The 19,518-nt window shown below is 65.0% G+C and carries 18 protein-coding genes; 12 read left to right on the top strand and 6 right to left on the bottom strand.

Features of this window, described 5'->3' with window-relative positions; all coding sequences use genetic code 11:
* Positions 1-76 precede the first annotated feature (76 nt).
* The 8 genes from cyoE (at position 77) to QZ634_RS01385 (ending at position 7,677) form a co-directional block, all read left to right on the top strand.
* Entirely contained in the window at positions 77-973 is an 897-nt protein-coding gene (gene cyoE, locus QZ634_RS01420) for a heme o synthase (protein ID WP_291984920.1), read from the top strand.
* 107 nt (positions 974-1,080) lie between these two features.
* Positions 1,081-1,902: an SCO family protein gene (locus QZ634_RS01415; RefSeq protein WP_291984917.1), complete on the top strand. Its 822-nt coding sequence runs from the start codon at positions 1,081-1,083 to the stop codon at positions 1,900-1,902.
* On the top strand, positions 1,899-2,363 hold the full coding sequence (locus QZ634_RS01410; RefSeq protein WP_291984915.1) for a tRNA (cytidine(34)-2'-O)-methyltransferase: 465 nt from the start codon (positions 1,899-1,901) through the stop codon (positions 2,361-2,363). Before QZ634_RS01415 ends, QZ634_RS01410 begins: the two co-directional genes overlap by 4 nt.
* Positions 2,364-2,550: 187 nt before the next feature.
* Positions 2,551-4,122 carry a hydrogenase iron-sulfur subunit gene (locus QZ634_RS01405; RefSeq protein WP_291984913.1) on the top strand — a complete coding sequence of 524 codons (1,572 nt, stop codon included), beginning with the start codon at positions 2,551-2,553 and terminating at the stop codon, positions 4,120-4,122.
* Positions 4,115-4,612 (top strand): hypothetical protein, encoded by a 498-nt coding sequence (locus QZ634_RS01400; protein ID WP_291984911.1) that lies wholly within the window; start codon positions 4,115-4,117, stop codon positions 4,610-4,612. The genes QZ634_RS01405 and QZ634_RS01400 overlap by 8 nt, the downstream gene beginning before the upstream one ends.
* A gap of 101 nt (positions 4,613-4,713) precedes the next feature.
* Positions 4,714-6,633 (top strand): 2Fe-2S iron-sulfur cluster-binding protein, encoded by a 1,920-nt coding sequence (locus tag QZ634_RS01395; RefSeq protein WP_291984909.1) that lies wholly within the window; start codon positions 4,714-4,716, stop codon positions 6,631-6,633.
* A 183-nt stretch (positions 6,634-6,816) separates the two neighbouring features.
* The gene (locus QZ634_RS01390) at positions 6,817-7,128 is read left to right on the top strand and encodes a YdhR family protein (RefSeq protein WP_291984907.1); all 312 of its coding nucleotides are present in this window, start codon (positions 6,817-6,819) and stop codon (positions 7,126-7,128) included.
* A 63-nt stretch (positions 7,129-7,191) separates the two neighbouring features.
* Positions 7,192-7,677, top strand: coding sequence for a PaaI family thioesterase (locus tag QZ634_RS01385; protein WP_291984905.1), 486 nt, complete (start codon positions 7,192-7,194; stop codon positions 7,675-7,677).
* Between the two features lie 519 nt (positions 7,678-8,196).
* Here QZ634_RS01385 and QZ634_RS01380 read toward each other — a convergent pair.
* Together QZ634_RS01380 and QZ634_RS01375 are read right to left on the bottom strand one after the other, a co-directional pair.
* Positions 8,197-9,366, bottom strand: a complete 1,170-nt coding sequence (locus QZ634_RS01380) for a Fic family protein (RefSeq protein WP_291984903.1) — start codon at positions 9,364-9,366, stop codon at positions 8,197-8,199.
* A gap of 460 nt (positions 9,367-9,826) precedes the next feature.
* Entirely contained in the window at positions 9,827-10,672 is an 846-nt protein-coding gene (locus tag QZ634_RS01375) for a SapC family protein (protein WP_291984901.1), read from the bottom strand.
* Between the two features lie 344 nt (positions 10,673-11,016).
* Between QZ634_RS01375 and mutS the strand changes: the two genes are divergently transcribed.
* The 3 genes from mutS (at position 11,017) to QZ634_RS01360 (ending at position 15,778) form a co-directional block, all read left to right on the top strand.
* A complete protein-coding gene (gene mutS, locus QZ634_RS01370) occupies positions 11,017-13,596 on the top strand; it encodes a DNA mismatch repair protein MutS (RefSeq protein WP_291984899.1) in 2,580 nt (859 codons plus the stop codon).
* On the top strand, positions 13,593-14,549 hold the full coding sequence (locus QZ634_RS01365; protein ID WP_291984897.1) for a metallophosphoesterase family protein: 957 nt from the start codon (positions 13,593-13,595) through the stop codon (positions 14,547-14,549). The genes mutS and QZ634_RS01365 overlap by 4 nt, the downstream gene beginning before the upstream one ends.
* 86 nt (positions 14,550-14,635) lie before the next feature.
* Positions 14,636-15,778 carry an ABC transporter substrate-binding protein gene (locus tag QZ634_RS01360; protein ID WP_291984895.1) on the top strand — a complete coding sequence of 381 codons (1,143 nt, stop codon included), beginning with the start codon at positions 14,636-14,638 and terminating at the stop codon, positions 15,776-15,778.
* Positions 15,779-15,825: 47 nt separating this feature from the next.
* Here QZ634_RS01360 and QZ634_RS01355 read toward each other — a convergent pair whose 3' ends face one another.
* Both QZ634_RS01355 and QZ634_RS01350 read right to left on the bottom strand, forming a co-directional pair.
* Positions 15,826-16,326, bottom strand: a complete 501-nt coding sequence (locus QZ634_RS01355; RefSeq protein ID WP_291987935.1) for a peptidylprolyl isomerase — start codon at positions 16,324-16,326, stop codon at positions 15,826-15,828.
* A gap of 2 nt (positions 16,327-16,328) precedes the next feature.
* Positions 16,329-16,799, bottom strand: a complete 471-nt coding sequence (locus tag QZ634_RS01350; RefSeq protein WP_291863487.1) for a peroxiredoxin — start codon at positions 16,797-16,799, stop codon at positions 16,329-16,331.
* Positions 16,800-17,055: 256 nt separating this feature from the next.
* Between QZ634_RS01350 and QZ634_RS01345 the strand changes: the two genes are divergently transcribed.
* Complete coding sequence (locus tag QZ634_RS01345) at positions 17,056-17,757, top strand: SIMPL domain-containing protein (RefSeq protein WP_291984893.1); 702 nt, start codon at positions 17,056-17,058, stop codon at positions 17,755-17,757.
* An 84-nt stretch (positions 17,758-17,841) separates the two neighbouring features.
* On the opposite strand, the gene ftsB is transcribed toward QZ634_RS01345, so the two are convergent.
* Together ftsB and eno are read right to left on the bottom strand one after the other, a co-directional pair.
* Positions 17,842-18,198: a cell division protein FtsB gene (ftsB, locus tag QZ634_RS01340; RefSeq protein ID WP_291984891.1), complete on the bottom strand. Its 357-nt coding sequence runs from the start codon at positions 18,196-18,198 to the stop codon at positions 17,842-17,844.
* 28 nt (positions 18,199-18,226) lie between these two features.
* Positions 18,227-19,510 (bottom strand): phosphopyruvate hydratase, encoded by a 1,284-nt coding sequence (gene eno / locus QZ634_RS01335; protein ID WP_291984889.1) that lies wholly within the window; start codon positions 19,508-19,510, stop codon positions 18,227-18,229.
* Between the last annotated feature and the right edge of the window lie 8 nt (positions 19,511-19,518).

The following is a 19,518-nucleotide window of genomic DNA, read 5'->3' as shown; positions in this document are numbered from 1 at the left end:
GACGCCCGCCCCCTCGGGGCGATTTTCACGCCAAATCCCGACCTCTTCTCTTCCCTTCGCCGCGCCACCGAGACTCATGCAATCCACGCTCCCACCGAACAGCACTTCCGGCTTTCCCTTCCGTGCCATTCTGGGCGTCTTCAAATTGCGTATCGGCGTGGTCATCACCTTTACCGCCCTGGCCGGCCTGGCGGTCGGCGCCGGGCCCAGCCTGAGCCCGCTGCAACTGCTGGTACTGACCCTTTCGGTACTCGTTTCATCGGCCAGCGCAGGCGCCTTCAACCAGTATTACGAACACGATAGCGACCACCTCATGGCGCGCACCAGCAAGCGCCCCTTCGTCACCGGCGAACTGCGCCACGGGCCGCTCTGGCTGCTGGTGATCGGCACGCTGATGGTCCTCTCGGTCGGCGCCGCCTGGATCGCGCTCAATGCCTGGTCGGCGCTTTTCGTTTTTCTCGGCGCCTTCTTCTACGCCATCGTCTATACCGTCTGGCTCAAGCGCCGCACCTGGCTGAACATCGTCTTCGGCGGCCTGGCCGGCAGCTGGGCGGTGCTTGCTGGCGCGACAGCCGCCGATCCACACCTCGGCGCCGTGCCGCTGGCGCTGGCGCTGGTCCTCTTTCTGTGGACACCGCCGCACTTCTGGAGCCTGGCCATCGCCTTCCGCGATGACTACGCCGCCGCCGGCGTACCGATGCTGCCGGTGGTCGTCGGTGACCGGCGGGCCGCGCAGACGATCTTCTACAGTACCCTGGCACTGGTTGCCGCCTCCTTCGTACCGCTGGCTTTCGGCCTCGGCGTCGTCTACTTCGTCGGCGCCGCCACCGGTGGCTTCCTGTTCATCCACAAAGCCTGGCTGCTGACCCGCGACACCCAGCGCAAAACGGCGATGGTCTGTTTCCATGCCTCCCTGATCCAGTTGACACTGGTGCTGCTGGCCGCCATCGTGGACAGTCAATTCGCGTCCTGACGCTCGGACGCCCTGGCGTTCCGATCCACCGCTGGCATGTTCCGATGATTGCTCGTTGTTTTCACGCCCTCCTTGCGGCGCTTCTCTACCTTGCAGCCGCCTCGCTCATGGCCGCCGAAACGGATGCCGACAAGCCCAAGCTCACCGCTCGCCCACAGGGCGTGTTGCGCGGCGACCTGACGCTGACCGCGCTCGACGAGAAAGCCGCCTTCGCCTTCTCGCAAGCCGCCATCGGCCGACCGCTGGGCGACTTCGTTCTTCTCGATCGTGACGGAAAACCCGTCGAGTTGTCGCGTTATCTGGGCAAGCCGCTGCTGGTCAACTTCATCTACACCGCCTGTTTCCAGGTCTGCCCGACGACCACCCGCAACCTGCAGAAAGCGCTCGAGAACACGGTCAGCGTCATGGGCGCCGACCGCTTCAACGTCATCAGCATCGGCTTCAACCAGCCCTTCGACTCACCGGCGGCGCTGAAGGACTTTTCCCGGCAGTACGGCATCGACCTGCCCAACTGGAATTTTCTCAGCCCGGCGACGGCGATCGTCGACCCACTGACGGCTCATTTCGGCTTCCGCTTCGTCGCCACCGCGGCCGGCTTCGACCACCTCAACCAGGTGACCATGGTCAACGCCGAAGGCACGATCGTCCGCCAGGTCTATGGCGAGAAATTCACCGCCGAAGACCTCGCCGAACCACTCAAGCTGCTGATCACCGGTTCGGCCATCCCGCCCGAGATGGGGACCCTGCGCGAGATCATGGAGCGTGTGCGCATCATCTGCTCGGTCTACGACCCCCAGACCGGGCGCTATCGCACCGACTACTCGCTGTATTTCATGTTCGCCGGCTTCCTGACCTTCACCGGCTTCATGATCTACCTGTCGATCAACTTCTGGAGAAACCGGCGCCGCGACGCGCCCAAGACGCCGTGACTGCCGTCGTCCTCTTCCGGCCCGAAATTCCGCCGAATACCGGCAACGTCATCCGTCTGTGCGCCAACACCGGCTGCGAACTGCACCTCGTCGAGCCGCTCGGCTTTCGCTGGGAAGACCGCTCGCTGAAACGCGCCGGCCTCGATTATCACGAGTTCGCGCGCGTTTTCCGGCACCCCGACTGGGAAGCCTGCAAGCAGGCGCTGGCCGGGCGGCGCCGCTTCGCGATCACCACCCGCGGCGGACGGCGCTTCGACGACCCGGCTTTTGCCGCCGACGACGTCTTCGTCTTCGGCCAGGAAACCAGTGGCTTGCCGGCCGAGGTGATGGCCGAGTTTGCCGACGAGCAGCGCCTGCGCCTGCCGATGCTCGACGGACAGCGCAGCCTCAACCTCTCCAATGCGGTCGCGGTGATGGTCTTCGAGGCCTGGCGGCAAAGAGGATTCGCCGCCGGCGTCTAAGCCGCCAACGGCCGCGCCGGCAGCCTTCCCGACCGGCAGACACCGGCGGCAAGCGACGCGCTCCAGCCCGCTTGGCGTTGTGCGGGCTTGTTTTCAATTTGACTCGTGTCAAGTCGCCTCCTGCCCGCAAACTATATAATCAGCGGCTAATAATTATTCTCAACCAAGCTTCAGAGGCCCCAGCCACGTGAGCTTCCACGCAGCACTACGCAACGGCACGAAGAGCATTTTCCTGCGCGTGGAAGAAGCTTTCGATGCGCCCTTCGGGGGCCAGGACAACCCCCTGCGTCACCTTGGCGCGATGGGCCTCTTTCTGCTCTGGATCGTCGTCGGCAGCGGTCTGTATCTGTACACCGTCCTCGACACCGGCATCGACGCCGTCTACAACTCGATCGGCTACCTCTCGCACGAGCAGTGGTACCTCGGCGGCGTCCTGCGCAGCCTGCATCGCTATGCTTCCGACGGCTTCATGCTGGTAATGATGCTGCACCTCGTTCGCGAGTGGTCGTATGGCCGCTATTACGGCTTCCGCCTCTATTCGTGGATGACCGGCATCCCGCTGATCTGGCTGGCGTATATCGCCGGAATCGGCGGCTACTGGATCGTCTGGGACCAGCTCGCACAGGTGTCGGCCACCGCAACCACCGAACTGCTCGACTGGCTGCCGATCTTCAGCGAACCGTCGGCGCGCAACTTCATGTCCCCGGGCGCGATCAACGACCGCTTCTTCACCGTCCTGATCTTCATCCATATCGGTGTACCGCTGCTCCTGATCCTCGGCCTGTGGGCGCACGTTCATCGCGTCGCTCACCTCGATTACCTGCCGACCCGACCCGTCATGCTGGCCACGGCAGCGGCCTTGACGCTGCTCGCGCTGTTCCGGCCCGCGCTCAGCAACCCGCCGGCCGATCTGGCCATCGTTCCCGGCGAACTCGCTTTCGACTGGTTCATCCTCTTCATCCACCCGCTCACCGACCTGACCTCGCCAGCCCTCGTCTGGACCCTGCTTTTCGCGCTGACCGCGCTGCTCTTTGCCTTGCCGCTGCTGCCGCACGCCAAGGCGCAGCCGGTCGCCGTCGTCGACCCGGCCAACTGTACCGGCTGCGACCGCTGCCACGTCGACTGCCCCTACGCGGCGATCTCGATGGCGCCCCACCCGGGCCGACCCGGCTACCAGCTCGCCGTCGTCGACGCCGACCTCTGCGCCAGCTGCGGCATCTGTGCCGGCTCGTGCCCGTCGTCGACCCCCTTCCGCCGCCGCGAGACGCTGATCACCGGCATCGACATGCCGCAACTGCCGGTCAACGCCCTGCGCCAGCAACTCGAACAGGCACTGGCGCAACTCGCCGGGCGCACGCGCATCGTCGTCTTTTCCTGCGCACGCGGCGCCCGGGCCACCCCCCTGGGCGGCGCAGACACCGCGGTCATCGACCTGATATGCACCGGCATGCTGCCGCCGGCTTTCGTGGAATATGCGCTGCGTGGCGGCGCCGACGGGGTCTTGGTGACCGCCTGCCGCAGCGGCGGCTGCGATTTCCGCCTCGGCGAGCGGTGGACCGACGAGCGCCTGCTCGGCGAGCGCGAACCGCACCTGCGCCACAGCGTGCCGGGCTCGCGGCTGCAACTGTGGCTCGGCTCAGCGAGCGACAGCAACACACTGGCCGCTGCGCTGGCCGAATTCCGAGCCCGGATCGAAACCCTCGGGGTTGCGAACGATCGACTTCCATCCTATCTGCGGAGAGCTTCACATCATGCTTAAACCCGCCGCCATCGTCGGCCAGGTGATTCTCTACGGCGCCTTTGCCGCCTTCATCGGCTACTTTGCCACCTCGCCGACCTACCACCAGATTCCCGACGACGTCGCCTTGATCAAGCTTTCGATCAGCCACCTCGGCGACCGCGAATGCCGCAAACGGACACCCGAAGAGCTGGCAAAGATGCCGCCGAACATGCGCGCGCCGATGGACTGCCCGCGTGAGCGCTCGGACATCCGGCTGGAAGTCGACCTCGATGGCAAGGAAGTTTTTCGCACCGTGCTGCACCCGACCGGCCTGTACAAGGACGGCGTGTCGACGGTCTACAAACGCTTCGAGGTCAAGGCCGGCAGCCACCAGTTGACGGTGCGCATGGACGACAACCTCGTCAAGCCCGGATTCGACTACGTCAAGGACGAGCCGATCACCCTCGCGCCGCGCCAGGTGATGGTCATCGACTTCAATCCCGACCAGGGCGGGCTGTTCTTCAAGTGATCGCCGCCGCTGCCAGGCCCCGCAGGCCGCGCCGAAAGCGGCGCAGCCAGGCTGGCCAACGCGACACATACGCCTCATCAATCTTCTGAGCTGACATACAAATGGTCAAAATCATTCAACAGGTCATCCGCTGGCTGTTCATGCGTATCGAGAACGTGTTCAACGTCGCCTTCGGCGACAAGATGAACCCCTTCTACCACCTCGGCACGATCAGTTTCTGGCAATTCTGGTTGCTGCTCATCTCCGGTCTCTACCTCTACATCTTCGCCGACACCGGCGTCCATGACGCCTTCGAGTCGGTCGAGAGCATCACCCACGACCAGTGGTGGCTGGGTGGCATCCTGCGCAGCGTGCACCGCTACGCCACCGACGGCATGATCCTGACCATGCTCCTGCACATGCTGCGGCACTTCGCCTACGACCGCTATCGCGGCTTCCGCTCGTTCTCCTGGCTTACCGGCGTCGCCCTGCTGTGGCTGATCTACATCGCCGGCGTCAATGGCTTCATGCTCGTCTGGGACAAGCTGGCGCAGTTCGTGGTCATCGCCACCGCCGAATGGTTCGACGTCCTGCCGATGTTCAACGGCACGCTGATCCGCAACTTCCTGTACCTCGAAAGCGTCAATAGCCGCCTGTTCACCCTCCTCGCCTTCCTGCACATCGGTGTCCCCCTGATCATCGGCATCGTGATGTGGGTGCACGTGCAGCGCATCCCGCGCGCGCACATCAATCCGCCGCGCCCGATCGCCATCGCCGTGACGCTGATGTTCCTCGCCCTGTCGCTGGTCAAGCCGATCCTCAGCCAGGGCGGCGAAGCCGACATGTCGGTGGTACCCACCGGCATCGCTTTCGACTGGTTCGAGTTGCCGGTGCTGGCGCTGGTCTACGTCACCAACCCCCTTCATCTCTGGTTCTGGGTGCTCGGCCTCACCGCCGTGCTCTTCCTCGTTCCCTGGCTGCCGCCGAAGCGCCTCGGCACGGCCAAGGCCGTGACCTCGATCACCTTCCAGCCCGACCACAAGGCGGTCAGCGCGCGCTTTGGCGAAACCCTGCTCGACGCCGGCCTGCGCCAGGACATCAACCTGCCCTACGAATGCCGCAACGGCGGCTGTGGCGTCTGCAAATGCACCGTCCTGCAGGGCAAGGTCGACCCCGGCCTCTACCAGCCGAACGCGCTGTCCGACGCCGAGCTGGCGCAGGGCAAGGTATTGTCGTGCTGCGCCACCGCACTCGAGGACGTGATCATCGAGTACCAGGCGAGCGCCGCCACCAGCCGCATCCCGGAATACACGGCCCGTGTGGTCAGGATGGAAAAGCTCACCCACGACGTAATGCGCGTCCTGCTCAAACTGCCCGAAGGCCAGCAGATCAGGTTCAAGGCCGGCCAATACGTGAACATCATCCTCGACGACGGCCAGCGGCGCGCCTTCTCCTTCGCCAATCCGCCGCACGAACCCGAGTTCGTCGAGCTGCAGATCCGCCTGATGCCCGGTGGCAAGTTCACGACGCACGTTTTCGAGGCGATGAAGGAAGGCGACGAAGTGCGCTTCGAAGGCCCGATCGGCGACTTCAGCCTGCGCGAATCCGAGCGTCCGATCGTCTTCGTCGCCGGCGCCACCGGCTTTGCGCCGGTCAAGAGCATGGTCGAGGACGCCTTCCAGCGCGGCCTCAAGCGCCAGATCCACCTCTACTGGGGCGTCAAGACGCTGCAAGACCTCTACCTGCCCGAACTGCCGACGCGCTGGGCGCAGGAGCACGACAACTTCCACTTCATCCCGGTGCTCTCGGAGCCCGAGTCGGAAACCGCCTGGAGCGGCCGCACCGGCCTGGTCCACGAAGCCATCCTGGAAGACTTCCCCGAACTCAAGGAACACGAGATCTATGCCTGCGGCTCGGTGCGCATGGTCGAAGCCATCTTCCCCTTCCTCAAGCAGCACGGCGCGGAAGACGGCGCGTGCTTCTCCGACGCCTTCAGCGTCTCGGCGCGGTCGATGGCGTTTCAACCCAGGCAGGGGTCGTAGAGCCGGCCTGGCTGCCCAGGGCATGCCAAATGTTTAGTCGCCTATCAGCGTGGTGAGCGACCGAGCAGCTTTTATCGCCCGATAAATCGGGCTCCCACGGACGCAGGCGAGTCATGATCTGTAGGAGCCCGATTCATCGGGCGATGTGTCGCTGGAGTAAACTCACCACGCCAGGAGAAGCCCATGATCACCGTCATCGTCGAATTCAAGCTGCCGCAGACCTTGTCCCGAGAGCAGGCCCAGGCCACCTTCCAGGGCACCGCGCCAAAATACCAGGACATGCCCGGCCTGATTCGCAAGTACTACTTTCTTTCCGCAGACGGCAACCGGGCCGGCGGCATCTATCTCTGGAGCTCACGTGCCGACGCGGAGCGTGTGTACACGGAAGAATGGAAAGCCTTCGTGCGCGGCAAATACGCCAGCGAGCCATCGCTGACCTACCTCGAATGCCCGCTGGTGGTCGACAACCTCACGCACGAAATCATTGCCGACTAACCCGTCCGAATCACGACGAGGCCGGCGCGCCGGCCGCGAGACAAAGGAAGAAAGGAAGCAAACATGCCCAGCACGGCTTTTCAGGATTGTTATCCCGATGATTTCGCGCATTGTTACGGGTGCGGCAAGAACAACGAACACGGCCATCATTTGAAGAGCCATTGGGATGATTCGGACGGCGATACGACCGTTGCACGCTTCACACCCCAGCCCTACCACACCGGCGGCGTTCCCGGAAACGTCTATGGCGGCCTCATCGCCTCGCTGCTCGATTGTCACGGCGCAGGTTCTGCCGCCGCCGCCGCGTGCAAAGCAGAAGGCCGCGAAATGGGCAGCACCCCACCCATGCGCTTTGTCACCGCCTCACTCAAGGTCGATTACCTCCGCCCAACGCCGATAGACGCCGAACTGGAAGTCCGAGGTGAAATAGTGGAGGTCAAGCCGCGCAAGGTCACCGTTAGCCTGTCGTTGAGCGCCCACGGCGAGGTCTGCGCGCGCGGGCACATGATCGCCGTGCGGCTGCCCGATTCCGCGGCAGGAAAGCAATAGGCCGCCAGCGAAAAGTGACGCCGCGGGGATTTCCCCGGCACGCCAAACCGTCACTGCGAGGAGCGCAGCGACGCGGCAGTCCAGGGCCTGCCACGGCTGCTGCAGGAAAACCTCGAATTCCCGCCGGTCCGCCGCCAACTCTGACGAGGAAGCGAGGAGAAGCCTGTTCTTGTCGGTCATCTTGGCAGTCCCGGAAGGCGATTGGCGAGACAGTATAGCCAAGCGACCGCGAGAGAGAACGCCAAACTCATGGTTCTGGCCGCGAAGGCGGGGCTCGCCATGCGCAAACCGATGCTCCCCCGTGGAAGTCACATCCGGGATGCGTGAATTGCGGGCGAAGCTCTCAAGCAGTCAGAAGGTGGCGCTGGACTGCCGCGTCGCTGCGCTCCTCGCAGTGACGGGGTGGCGAGCGCGGGGCTTGGCGCCAACGCGAACGTCACCGTGGCGGCGCCGCCTGCCAACAGCCATGGAGAAGCATGGGAGTTTGCCTCACTCCACCTCGTTGTGCCGACGGTCGTTCTACGCGCGCGGCGGAGGCAGCCCGGCGTTCAGCAGCTCGACATAACGCGGATAGCTGAACACCCGCCCGCGCTGGCGTTGGGTCAGCTCGGTGACGATACCGAGCGCGCTCAAGTGAGCGAGCGACTTGTTCACCGTCGCCGCGCTCAGCCCGGCGGCCCTTGCCAGCGTGGCCGCGGTGGTCAGTGGCTGGCGCTGCAGCTCCTGATGCACCGCCAGCGCAGACTGCGCCGCACGTCCCAGCGCCGCGATTCGATCTCGGTCTTCATTCGCCAGTGCAAGCAGCGCCTGCGCCGTGACCACCGCCTGCGCCGCGCTGACCTGCACGCCCTCGGCGAAGAAATCGAGCCAGCGCTCCCAGTCGCCGTGCAGGCGAACCGCGTTCAACAGCTCGTAATACAGTGGGCGATGGGTCTTGAAGAACAGGCTGGGGTACAGCAGCGGCTCGCGCAGGACGCCGTCGGCGACCAGTTGCAGGACGATCAGCAGCCGCCCGATGCGCCCGTTGCCGTCGAGGAAGGGGTGGATGGTCTCGAACTGCACGTGCGCCAGCGCCACCTTGAGCAGCGGCGAAGTCGCCTCCGGCTGGTCGTTGAGAAAACGCTCGAAAGCGGCGAGGCACGCGGGGAGCGCGTCTGCCGGCGGCGGAACGAAGGCCGCGTTGCCCGGCCGCGTACCGCCGATCCATACCGCCGAACGGCGGAACTCGCCCGGCGCCTTGCCACGCCCGCGCGGATGGTCGAGCAGCACCGCATGCACTTCGCTGAGCAGCCGACCGCACAGCGGCAGCCCGCCACGCAGCAGCGCCAGCCCGCGCTCCAGCGCGGCGACGTAGCGGCTGACCTCATGTGCGTCGTCGAGCGGCACGCCGGGCTGCTCGTCGATCTCGAAAAGCAGCAGGTCGGCCAGCGACGACTGCGAGCCCTCGATCTGCGACGACAGAACCGCCTCCTTGCGAACGAAGCCGTAGACGAGCAGCGCGGCGTTCGGCAGCAGCGCGCTGACCGCGTCCAGCCGCCCGAGCGCGACCAGCGCGTCGTCGAAGCGCCGCCGCAGCGCCGGCGTCCACGCCAGCGGCGGCTGCGGCGGCAGCGGCGCCGGGACGAAGGCCTGGTAGGGCCCTTCGGCCGTCGAGACGGTGACGTACTGGCCGGGCGGTGGTCGGTGCATGTGCGCGAACCTGAAATAAGCGTTGCCGTTATTTTAGGATGTAGGGGAAAAATAAAACAGGGTGATGTCTGCTTGCGGCTGACAGATCTCCGCCGAAAGCTCGCTGCGCACGGTCGAAGCCATCTTCCCCTTCATAAAATAGAGAGGCGGCGAAGCCGCAGCGTGTTTGCGGATGCCTTCAATGTGTCGGCGAGGGCGATGGCGTTTCAGCCAAGGCCGGGGTCGTAACCCGTCACTGCGAGGAGCGCAGCGACGCGGCAGTCCAGGGCGTGCCCGGGCTGCCGCAGGAAAGCCAACGCGCTCACCGCAGCAAGGCGTTGCCATACGCCCCGCAGATGACGTGAAAAGCAACGCGGCGACGGAAAAGTTCTCCCCTGCGCGCCCTCGAGAGCCAGCGCTGCGCAGCGCAGATCCAGAGTTCAGATGATCGGGATACGGCGTGAAACCCGGGCCGGGCAGCTCAGTTGAGCTGGCTGCTCGCGCCAGCGGGCGGGCGCTGTTGTGCGGCCGGATCGTCGCCGCCGTCCGCGTTTCCGGTTTTCCCTGCCTCGTCGCCTTTTCCGGCGGCCGGGCTGGCCGCTTCGCTGCCTGGCGCGAGGCGGTCCTTGAGCGCGTTGAAGTTGCGCATCGACTGCAGGTGCAGGTAGATGAGTTCGAGCTCGTCGCTGGCCGCCAGCTCGTGCAGCTTGTCGGCCGGCAAGGCCTTGAGGCGCTTGCGATCGACGGCCAGGAAGCCGCTCAGCGAGATCTTTTCGCCGCTGGGGAGCGTGAACTGCGCCTGCATGGGCTCCAGCAGGTCAAGCTCCTGGAGCTTCTTGCAGAAGGCCTCCGTACGCACGAACTGCAGACGATACTCCTGGAGAAACTTGAGCACCTGGTCGACGTATTCGCTCGGCTTGCCCTCGGCGGTGAACAGCGCCTGACCGCGGCCTTCGCGATTCAGGCCCGGAAAGGCTTCGTCGACGCACAGCGTGAACGTCTGACCGTCTTCGCCGGGTGAAAAGACAAAGGGGTAGCGGCGGATGAAGGCGGGCAGGTAGCTGGCGCGCCAGCTCTCGTCGCCGGCGAGATAGAGGTTTTCGTTCTGGCGGGCGCCGAGAATCACCGCCGGGAGCACCTGGTCGGCGCCTTGCGCAAAGACCACCGGATACTCGGGTGAAGCCTGCGGGAACTCGATGGCCATCAGGGGAACGGAGTTGACGTTGCGCGTAAATGCAAAGCCCTTGCCGACTTCGACCGAGCACGTGCCGTGCCTGGCATTGGAGACCGGGACTGCGGTTTCGTAGATAAGCAACTGGGTGGCCATGCGAAAAATCCCCTTTGGAATGTTCCTGTGTTGGAAGGAAGGCGCGGCAGCCTGCTCCTGACCTGTGGCGCGACATCGGCCTGAACGGACCTTGGACCCGGCTGGTTCCGGCCCGGCAATGGTCAGCCCGTGAAAGCAAAAATAGAGCTTTCCCGCCGGCCCGTCAATGAAAGCACGGTCAGCGCTGGACTTCAGCGACATTCGTCACGGCGAAACGGCCGCCACGCACCACTGCTTCCGATGGCGCGCCGGAACAGCCAGCGAGCAGGAACGCGCTTTGCGGTACACTTTGCGGCGCGCGCAAGTTGCCCGAAAAAAAACACCCAGAGAAGTAGCCGATTTCAATGAGCCAAGAAGACCTGTCCGGCCATACCCCGATGATGCAGCAGTACCTGCGCATCAAGGCGCAGCATCCGGGGCTGCTGGTCTTCTACCGCATGGGCGACTTCTACGAACTGTTCTTCGACGACGCTGAAAAAGCCGCGCGACTGCTGGACATCACGCTGACGACGCGCGGGCAGTCGGCCGGGCAGCCGATCAGGATGGCCGGCGTGCCGTATCACGCGGTCGAACAGTATCTCGGCAAGCTGGTGCGGCTGGGCGAATCGGTGGTCATCTGCGAGCAGATCGGCGACCCGGCGACGAGCAAGGGACCGGTCGAACGTGCGGTGGCGCGCATCGTCACGCCGGGAACACTTACCGATGCGGCGCTGCTCGACGAAAAGCGCGACACGCTGCTGCTCGCCGTGTCGATGACCCGACAGCTCGCCGGACTGGCGTGGATCAATCTGGCGAGCGGCGAGTTTCGCGTCTGCGAGGTCGCGCCGCCGAAACTGGCCGCGACGCTGGAACGGATTCGCCCGGCCGAGATTGTCGTCGCCGAGAGCCTGGCAGCAGACTTCGCCGCCGACGTCGCGCTCACCCGCCGGCCCGACTGGCACTTCGACGTCGAGGCGGCGAATCGCGAGCTGCGCACCCATTTCGGCACCACGTCGCTCGCCGGCTTCGGCACCGACGGCCTGCGGCCGGCGATTGCCGCCGCCGGCGCGCTGCTGCGCTACGCGCAGGCGACGCAGGCGCGCGCGCTGCCGCACGTGCAGGCGCTGATCGTCGAACGCGACGCCACGTATCTGGGCCTGGATACGGCCACCCGGCGCAACCTCGAACTCACCGAGACCCTGCGCGGCCAGCCGGCGCCGACGCTGTGCAGCCTGCTCGACAACTGCAGCAGCGCGATGGGCTCGCGGCTGCTGCGCCATGCCCTGCATCACCCCCTGCGCGACCCGGCGATCCCCACCGCCCGGCACGCGGCGATCGCCATGCTGCTCGACGAGGGTGAATCGACGCTGCGCGCGCTGCGCCAGAGCTTGCGCTGCCTTGCCGACATCGAACGTATCGCCGGGCGCATTGCGCTGTGCAGCGCGCGGCCGCGCGACCTGTCGAGCCTGCGCGACAGCCTGCAGCAACTCGAGGAACTGCGTGCACCGCTGACCGACAGCGCCGCGCCGCTGCTCGCCGAACTGCACGCACAACTGGCCACGCCGCATGCGGCGCTCGATCTCTTGCGCCGGGCGATCCTGCCCGAGCCGGCGAGCCTCGTCCGCGACGGCGGCGTCATGGCCAGCGGCTTCGACGCCGAGCTTGACGAGCTGCGCGCGCTCAACGACAACTGCGGCGCCTTCCTGCTCGAACTCGAAGCCCGCGAACGCGAGCGCACGGGCATCGCCAACCTGAAGGTCGAATACAACCGCGTGCATGGCTTCTTCATCGAAGTGAGCAACGCGCAGGCGACCAAGGTGCCCGACGATTACCGGCGCCGGCAGACGCTGAAGAACGCCGAGCGCTACCTGACGCCCGAGCTGAAGGCTTTCGAGGACAAGGCGCTGTCGGCCAAGGACCGCTCGCTGGCGCGCGAGAAGCTGCTCTACGACAGGGTGCTGGCCGAGCTGCAGCCCGAACTGCCGCGGCTGCAGCAGATCGCGCACGCGCTCGCCTACGTCGATCTGCTGGCCGGCTTCGCCGACACCGCGCAGCGCCGCAACTACTGCCGGCCGCTGTTCTCGTCCGAGCCGGGCCTGTCGATCGAGGGCGGCCGTCACCCGGTCGTCGAGGACCAGCTGCCGGGCGGCGCCAGTTTCATCGCCAACGACACGCGTCTTGGCGACGGACGCCGGCTGTTGCTGATCACCGGCCCGAACATGGGCGGCAAGTCGACCTACATGCGGCAGACGGCGCTGATCGCCCTGCTCGCCCACGTCGGCAGCTACGTGCCGGCGAACAAGGCCGTTCTCGGGCCGCTCGACCAGATTTTCACGCGCATCGGCGCCGCCGACGACCTCGCCGCGGGGCGCTCGACGTTCATGGTCGAGATGACCGAGTCGGCCGCCATCCTGCATCACGCGAGTGAGCGCAGCCTGGTGCTGATGGACGAGGTCGGGCGCGGCACCTCGACTTTCGACGGCATGGCGCTGGCGTTTGCGATCTGTCGCCACCTGCTCGAGAAGAACCGCTGCCTGACGCTGTTCGCCACCCATTACTTCGAGCTGACGCTGCTCGCCAACGAATACGGCGAACTGGCCAATGTGCATCTCGGCGCCGTCGAACACGGCGCCGGCATCGTCTTCCTGCACGCGGTCGAGGAAGGTCCGGCCAACCAGAGCTACGGAATCCAGGTTGCTGCGCTGGCCGGCATTCCGGCGTCGGTGGTCAGGGCGGCGCGCCGGCAGTTGCGCGAGTTCGAGCAGCGCGCGTCGATCAACCCGCTGCAACCGGACCTCTTCGCCAGCGCACTGGCCAGCGCCGCCGAAGCCGGCGAGCCGGCCATCGATCCGGCCCTCGAACACCTGCGCAGCGTCGACCCCGACCAACTGACCCCGCGGGAAGCGCTCGACGTGCTCTACGCCTTGAAGGCGCGGCTGCAATGAATTCGCCCGCGACGACGATGCGCAGTCTGCTCGGCGGCCTCGGCCTGCTGCTCGCCGCCGGCCTGCACGCCGAAACCTGGCGCTTCGCGGTCATCGGCGACACGCCGTACAGCAGCTACGAAGAACGCCAGCTACCGGCAATGCTCGACGACATCGCCGCGGAAAACCCGCAGTTCGTCGTTCACGCCGGCGACTTCAAGTCGAGCTCGAAGCCCTGCAGCGACGCGCTGTTCAGCGACCGCAGGGCGCTCTTCGACGCCTCGCGCGTACCGCTGATCTACGTCCCCGGCGACAACGAATGGACCGACTGCGACCGGCAGAGCGCCGGCCACTTCGACCCGCTGGAGCGGCTGCAAAAGCTCCGCCAGCTGTTCTTCGCCGCGCCACGCTCGCTGGGCCAGCAGACGCTGGCGGTCGAACAGCAGGCCGGCGCCTATCCGGAACAACTGCGCTGGCGGCTGGGACCGGTGCTCTTCGTCTCGCTCAACGTGCCGGGGTCGAACAACAACTTCGGCCATCGCAAGACGCCCAGCCCGGAGTACCTTGCCCGCAACCCGGCGGTCATCGAATGGCTGGAGCAGAGCTTCGCCACTGCGCGGCGCGAGAATGCCGCCGGGCTGGTGATCGTCATGCAGGCCAACCCCGGCTTCAAGCACGCCGCCGCCGGCCTGACGCACGTCGGCTACCGGAAGTTGCTGGCCACGCTGCGCCGCGAGACGCTCGCCTTCCGCGGACAGGTGCTGCTGATCCACGGCGACACGCACTGGCAGCGTATCGACCAGCCACTGCGCGATCCGACCAGCACCACCGACAAGCCCGGCAATCGGCCGATCGCCAACTTCACTCGCCTGGAGACCTTTGGCTACCCGCTGATGGGTTGGGTCAAGGTGATCATCGATAGCGAGCTCCCGCAGATCTTCCGCTTCGAGGTGCACCCGCACCGCGCGCGCTGATTCCGCGACCCGGAAAGGCCCTGCAGAAGTGCGTCGACAGCCGTGCCGGCAGGCCCTAGACTTGCGCAGACATTCAAGCGGAGTGGATGATGAAGCTGATCTCTTTGCCGGGCAGCGTCCTGGCGACTGTCCTCATCGGGCTGGCATCGTTCGGCGCCCATGCCGCCGATATCGTCATCGGCCAGGTAGCCGCGTTCAGCGGCCCTCTGGCGCCGACCGGAACACACATGCGCGCCGGCGCGCAGCTCTATTTCGACGCCGTTAACGCCGCCGGCGGGATTCACGGCGCCAAGATCCGCCTGCTCTCCAAAGACGACGGCTACAAGACCGAGGAGACGATTCGCCTGGCCCGCGAATTGCTCAAGGAGGCGCAACCGGTGGCCTTCTTCGGCTTTGTCGGCACCGGAAACGTCGAGGCGATTCTCGAAAACAAGGTGCTCAGCGAGGCAGGGATTCCGCTCGTTGCCGTGCGCACGGGCGCGGCATCGGTCGTCCAACGCAACGACCCGCTGCTGTTCATGACCCGCGCCAGCTATGCGGCGGAAGTGCAGAAGATCGTCGATCAGTACGCCACCACCGGCTACAGCAGCTTTGCCATCCTCTATCAGGACGACGCCTTCGGACGCGACGTGCTGGGGAGCGCCGAAGCGGCCATCAAGGAAGCCCGCGGCTCGCTGGTGGCCACCGGCTCGTACGCCAAGAACACCACCGACGTCGGCGCGGCGGTGAAGACCATCGCCGCCGCCAAGCCGCAAGCGGTGATCATGATCGCCAACACCGCGGCCAGTTCGGAGTTCCTGAAACAGTCACGCGAAGACGGCAACTTCGCGCAGTACGTCGCCCTCTCGGTCACCGACGCCGCGCAGGTGGTCAAGCGAATCGGCGCCGACAAGGCAGCGGGACTGGTACTCACCCAGGTGGTGCCGGACCCGAACAGCCCGACGGTTCCCCTGATCAAGGAAATCCAGCACAACTTCGCGAAGTTCAAACCGAAGGACGTCACTGCCAATCACACCTTCGTCGAAGGCTATCTCGGCGCCAAGGTGCTCGCTGAAGCATTGCGCCGTGCCGGCCCGAACCCGACCCGCCAGAAAGTGCGCGAGGCCCTCGAATCGATGAAGAACTATGACGCTGGCGAAGTATTCATCAGTTTCTCGGCCAACCGGCACACCGGTTCGCGCTACGTCGACATCACCATCCTCAATCAGGCCGGCAAGCTGCTGCGCTAGGCGACGCAGGCACGCAACCCTGGCGCGCACTGGGTCGCCAGCGCCACTCAGTCCTCGTCGTCGAAGTCGCCGTCGTGCGTGTGACCGTGGCTGATCTCTTCGGCAGTCGCCGGGCGGACACTGGTCACCGTACAGGTAAACACCAGCGCCATTCCCGCCAGCGGATGGTTGCCGTCGAGAACCACCTTGTCGTCGGCCATTTCCGTCACCCGATAGATCAGGACATCCTCGTCGTCGTCATCGTCGTCGGCGCCCTCGGGAATCCCTTCGAACTGCATGCCAACCTGCAACTCCTCCGGGAACTGCGCGCGGGGTTCGACCTGGACAAGCGCTGCGTCGTACTCGCCGAAGGCATCGTCCGGTTGCATCTTGACGACCACCGACTCACCAACCTTCTTGCCCTGCACCGCTTCTTCGATGAGGGGAAAAATGTCGTCGTAGCCCCCGTGCAGATAGACCAACGGTTCCTGACCCGCATCGACCAATTCTCCCTCGAAATCGGCGACGCTGTAGTCAAGGGTAACCACGGTGTTCTTGGCAACTTGCATGTTCATGAATTGAGTTCCTTCACCCTGCGCAACATTTCCAGCGCATGGCCTTTGGCAGTCACTCCGTAAAGCGCGAGACGGAGGACGCCCTGTTTGTCGATGACGAAAGTCGAGCGCACGATGCCGTACTTCTTGACACCATTCACTTCTTTCGCCTGCCAGACACCGTACCGCTTGCAAGCCGCTCCTTCGCTGTCGGAAAGGAGCGCGACCGAAATCCCGTGCTTGTCTCTGAATTCGGCGTGCCTGATGCAGTCGTCACGGCTGATGCCGATGATCGTGCAATCATGGCGCGCAAACTGATCCTCATGATCCGAGAAATCGGTTGCCTGCAAGGTGCAGCACGGCGCGTCATCTCTGGGGTAAAAGAAGAGAATGACATTATTCTTGCCCTGGAAGCGGGCAATATCGATGAGTTCCATGTCCGCATCGGGGAGGACGAACATCGGTGCTGCCTGTCCTGCTTTCAGCATGGTGACCCCTCAAAGCTTCCCAACGACCCTTACGGCCCGTACGCGCGCAAATGGGTGAAGCCGATTCTAACCAAGCTTCCGGCAACTGACCACAAGAAAGCGCTGGCAGCTCAGGCTACAATGAGCTGGCGACGAAGATGCGCGGTGACTTCAGTTACACGCCAGGTACCTCCGCGCATCGTCGCCACCCCCACCTGCGCGCGGAGCTGAAGGATACCTGCCATCCTCGCGCGCCGCAAACCCGGAGAGCGACCCCATGACGTTTATTCGACCTCTGCTGCACGCCGCACCCCTGCTGCTCATGGCGCTCGCCACGCCGGCACCGGCAGCAGCGAGCGACGTGGCGACGATCACCACCATCGAACTTTCGGCCGAGGCGGAACGCCCGGCGGCCAACGATTTGGCGCGCGCCTCGGTCTTTGCCGAGGCCAGCGGAGCGACGCCGGCGGAACTGGCCGACCGGGTCAATCAGCTCATCAGGGACGCCCTGACCACTGCCAGGACCTACGCCAAGGTCCGGACGCAAAGCGGCGCCACGCATACCTATCCGATCTATGGCAAAGGCGCCAGGATCGAAGCCTGGCGAATGCGCTCCGAACTGATTCTCGAGTCGCGCGACAGCGCTGCGCTCTCCGAGCTCCTCGGCAAGCTCCAGACCGCGCTGGGGGTCGCCAACCTGATCATGCTGCCGAGCCCGGAAACCAGAAAACAGGCTGAAAACGAGGCCATCATCGAAGCCATCGCCGCGTTCAGGGAACGCGCCAGAACAGTCGCCGACGCCCTCAGAAAAAACTACCGCATCAAGCAACTGTCGATCGGCAGCGGCGGTCGGCCACCCGCTCGACCCATGATGCGTTCGGCAGCCCTGGCCTCGGCCGAGGCCGCACCGATGCCGATCGAAGCCGGCGAGACGCTGATCCGGGCAACGATTTCCGGCCAGATCGAGCTGACCGACTAGTCGCCGCAGGCGCTGCGGCCGGCAGCGCCGGCGCGCCGGGACCTCCTTTGGGTGCGACCGGGCGAGCGCGCTCCGTAGCTTTCGCTAGCGCTTGGCCGGTTTTGCCGGAGCGACTTGAGCGGTGACAGCAGCGCTCCTGGCTACCGGCGCGACGGCTGGCGCGGCGCGAGGCCGATCAGGAATCTGCACGAAAACCTCATCCTGCTTGACCATCCCGAGTTCGAAGCGCGCACGCTCTTCGATGGCTTCGTAACCCTGCTTCAGGTCGCGCGCTTCGGCGTCGAGACCGGCGTTGCGCATCTCGAGCGTCTGGTTGATTTCCTTCTGCTGCTGCAACTGCCGGTCGACATCCCATACCCGCAGCCAGCCCCCCTTGCCGATCCACAGGGGGGCCTGCAGCAAGACGACGACGACCAATAGCCCGACAGCAAGCCAGCGCACGGTGCGGGACGTCTAGGGCGCCGGGGGGTCAGGACAGATTGTAGAAGGCATCGCGGCCCGGGTAACCCGCCGTGTCGCCAAGATCCTCCTCGATGCGCAGCAGCTGGTTGTACTTGGCAATGCGGTCGGAACGTGACAGCGAGCCCGTCTTGATCTGCAAGGCGTTCATGCCGACGGCGATGTCGGCAATGGTGCTGTCCTCGGTCTCCCCGGAACGATGTGAAATGACCGCTGTGTAGCCTGCGCGCTTGGCCATTTCGATGGCCGCAAAGGTCTCCGAGAGCGTGCCGATCTGATTGATCTTGATCAGGATCGAATTGCCGATTCCCTGCTTGATGCCTTCCTTGAAAATCCGTGTATTGGTGACGAAGACGTCGTCGCCGACGATCTGCACGTTCTTGCCCAGCCGCGCGGTGAGCACTTTCCAGCCGTCCCAGTCGTTTTCGGACATCCCGTCCTCGATCGAGACGATCGGAAAGCGGTCGGCCAGATTGGCCAGGTAATCGGTCAGTTCGTGCGCGCTCAGCTGCAGGTTCTCGCCCTTCAGGTGGTAACGGCCATCTTTGTACAACTCTGACGCCGCGCAGTCGAGACCGATCAGGACGTCGGCGCCGGCACCATAACCGGCGTTTTCGATCGCCGTAACGATCAGTTCAAGGGCTTCGGCGTGACTGCCAAGGTTGGGCGCAAAGCCGCCTTCGTCGCCGACGGCGGTCGAGAAGCCTTTCTCGTGCAGCAGCTTCTTGAGCGCATGAAAGACCTCGGCTCCGCAGCGTAGCGCTTCGCGGAACGAGTTCTGACTGACCGGGAGAATCATGAACTCCTGGAAATCGAGGCTGTTGTTGGCGTGCTCGCCACCGTTGATGATGTTCATCATCGGCACCGGCATCTGCATCGGCCCGGAACCGCCAAAATAGCGGTAGAGCGGCAGCCCGGATTCCTCGGCCGCGGCTTTGGCGACGGCCATCGACACGGCGAGCATGGCGTTGGCGCCCAGACGTGCCTTGTTATCGGTGCCATCGAGATGGATCAGCGTCTGATCGATGAACGCCTGCTCCTGGGCGTCGAGACCGATGATCGCCTCGGAGATCTCGGTATTCACGTTCTCGACGGCTTGCAGCACGCCCTTGCCCAGATAACGCGCGGCATCGCCATCGCGCAGTTCAATGGCCTCGCGCGAGCCGGTCGAGGCGCCCGAAGGCACCGCTGCCCGGCCCATGACGCCGGATTCGAGCAGAACGTCACATTCGACAGTAGGGTTGCCGCGCGAGTCGAGAACCTCGCGGGCGACAACATCAACGACAGAGCTCATGGTCTTTC

This window comes from Candidatus Accumulibacter sp. ACC007 (assembly GCF_907163205.1).
In the GTDB taxonomy this organism is placed as follows: domain Bacteria; phylum Pseudomonadota; class Gammaproteobacteria; order Burkholderiales; family Rhodocyclaceae; genus Accumulibacter; species Accumulibacter regalis.
Note: the sequence above shows the minus strand (reverse complement) of the source record. Positions and strands in the feature narration are given on the sequence as shown.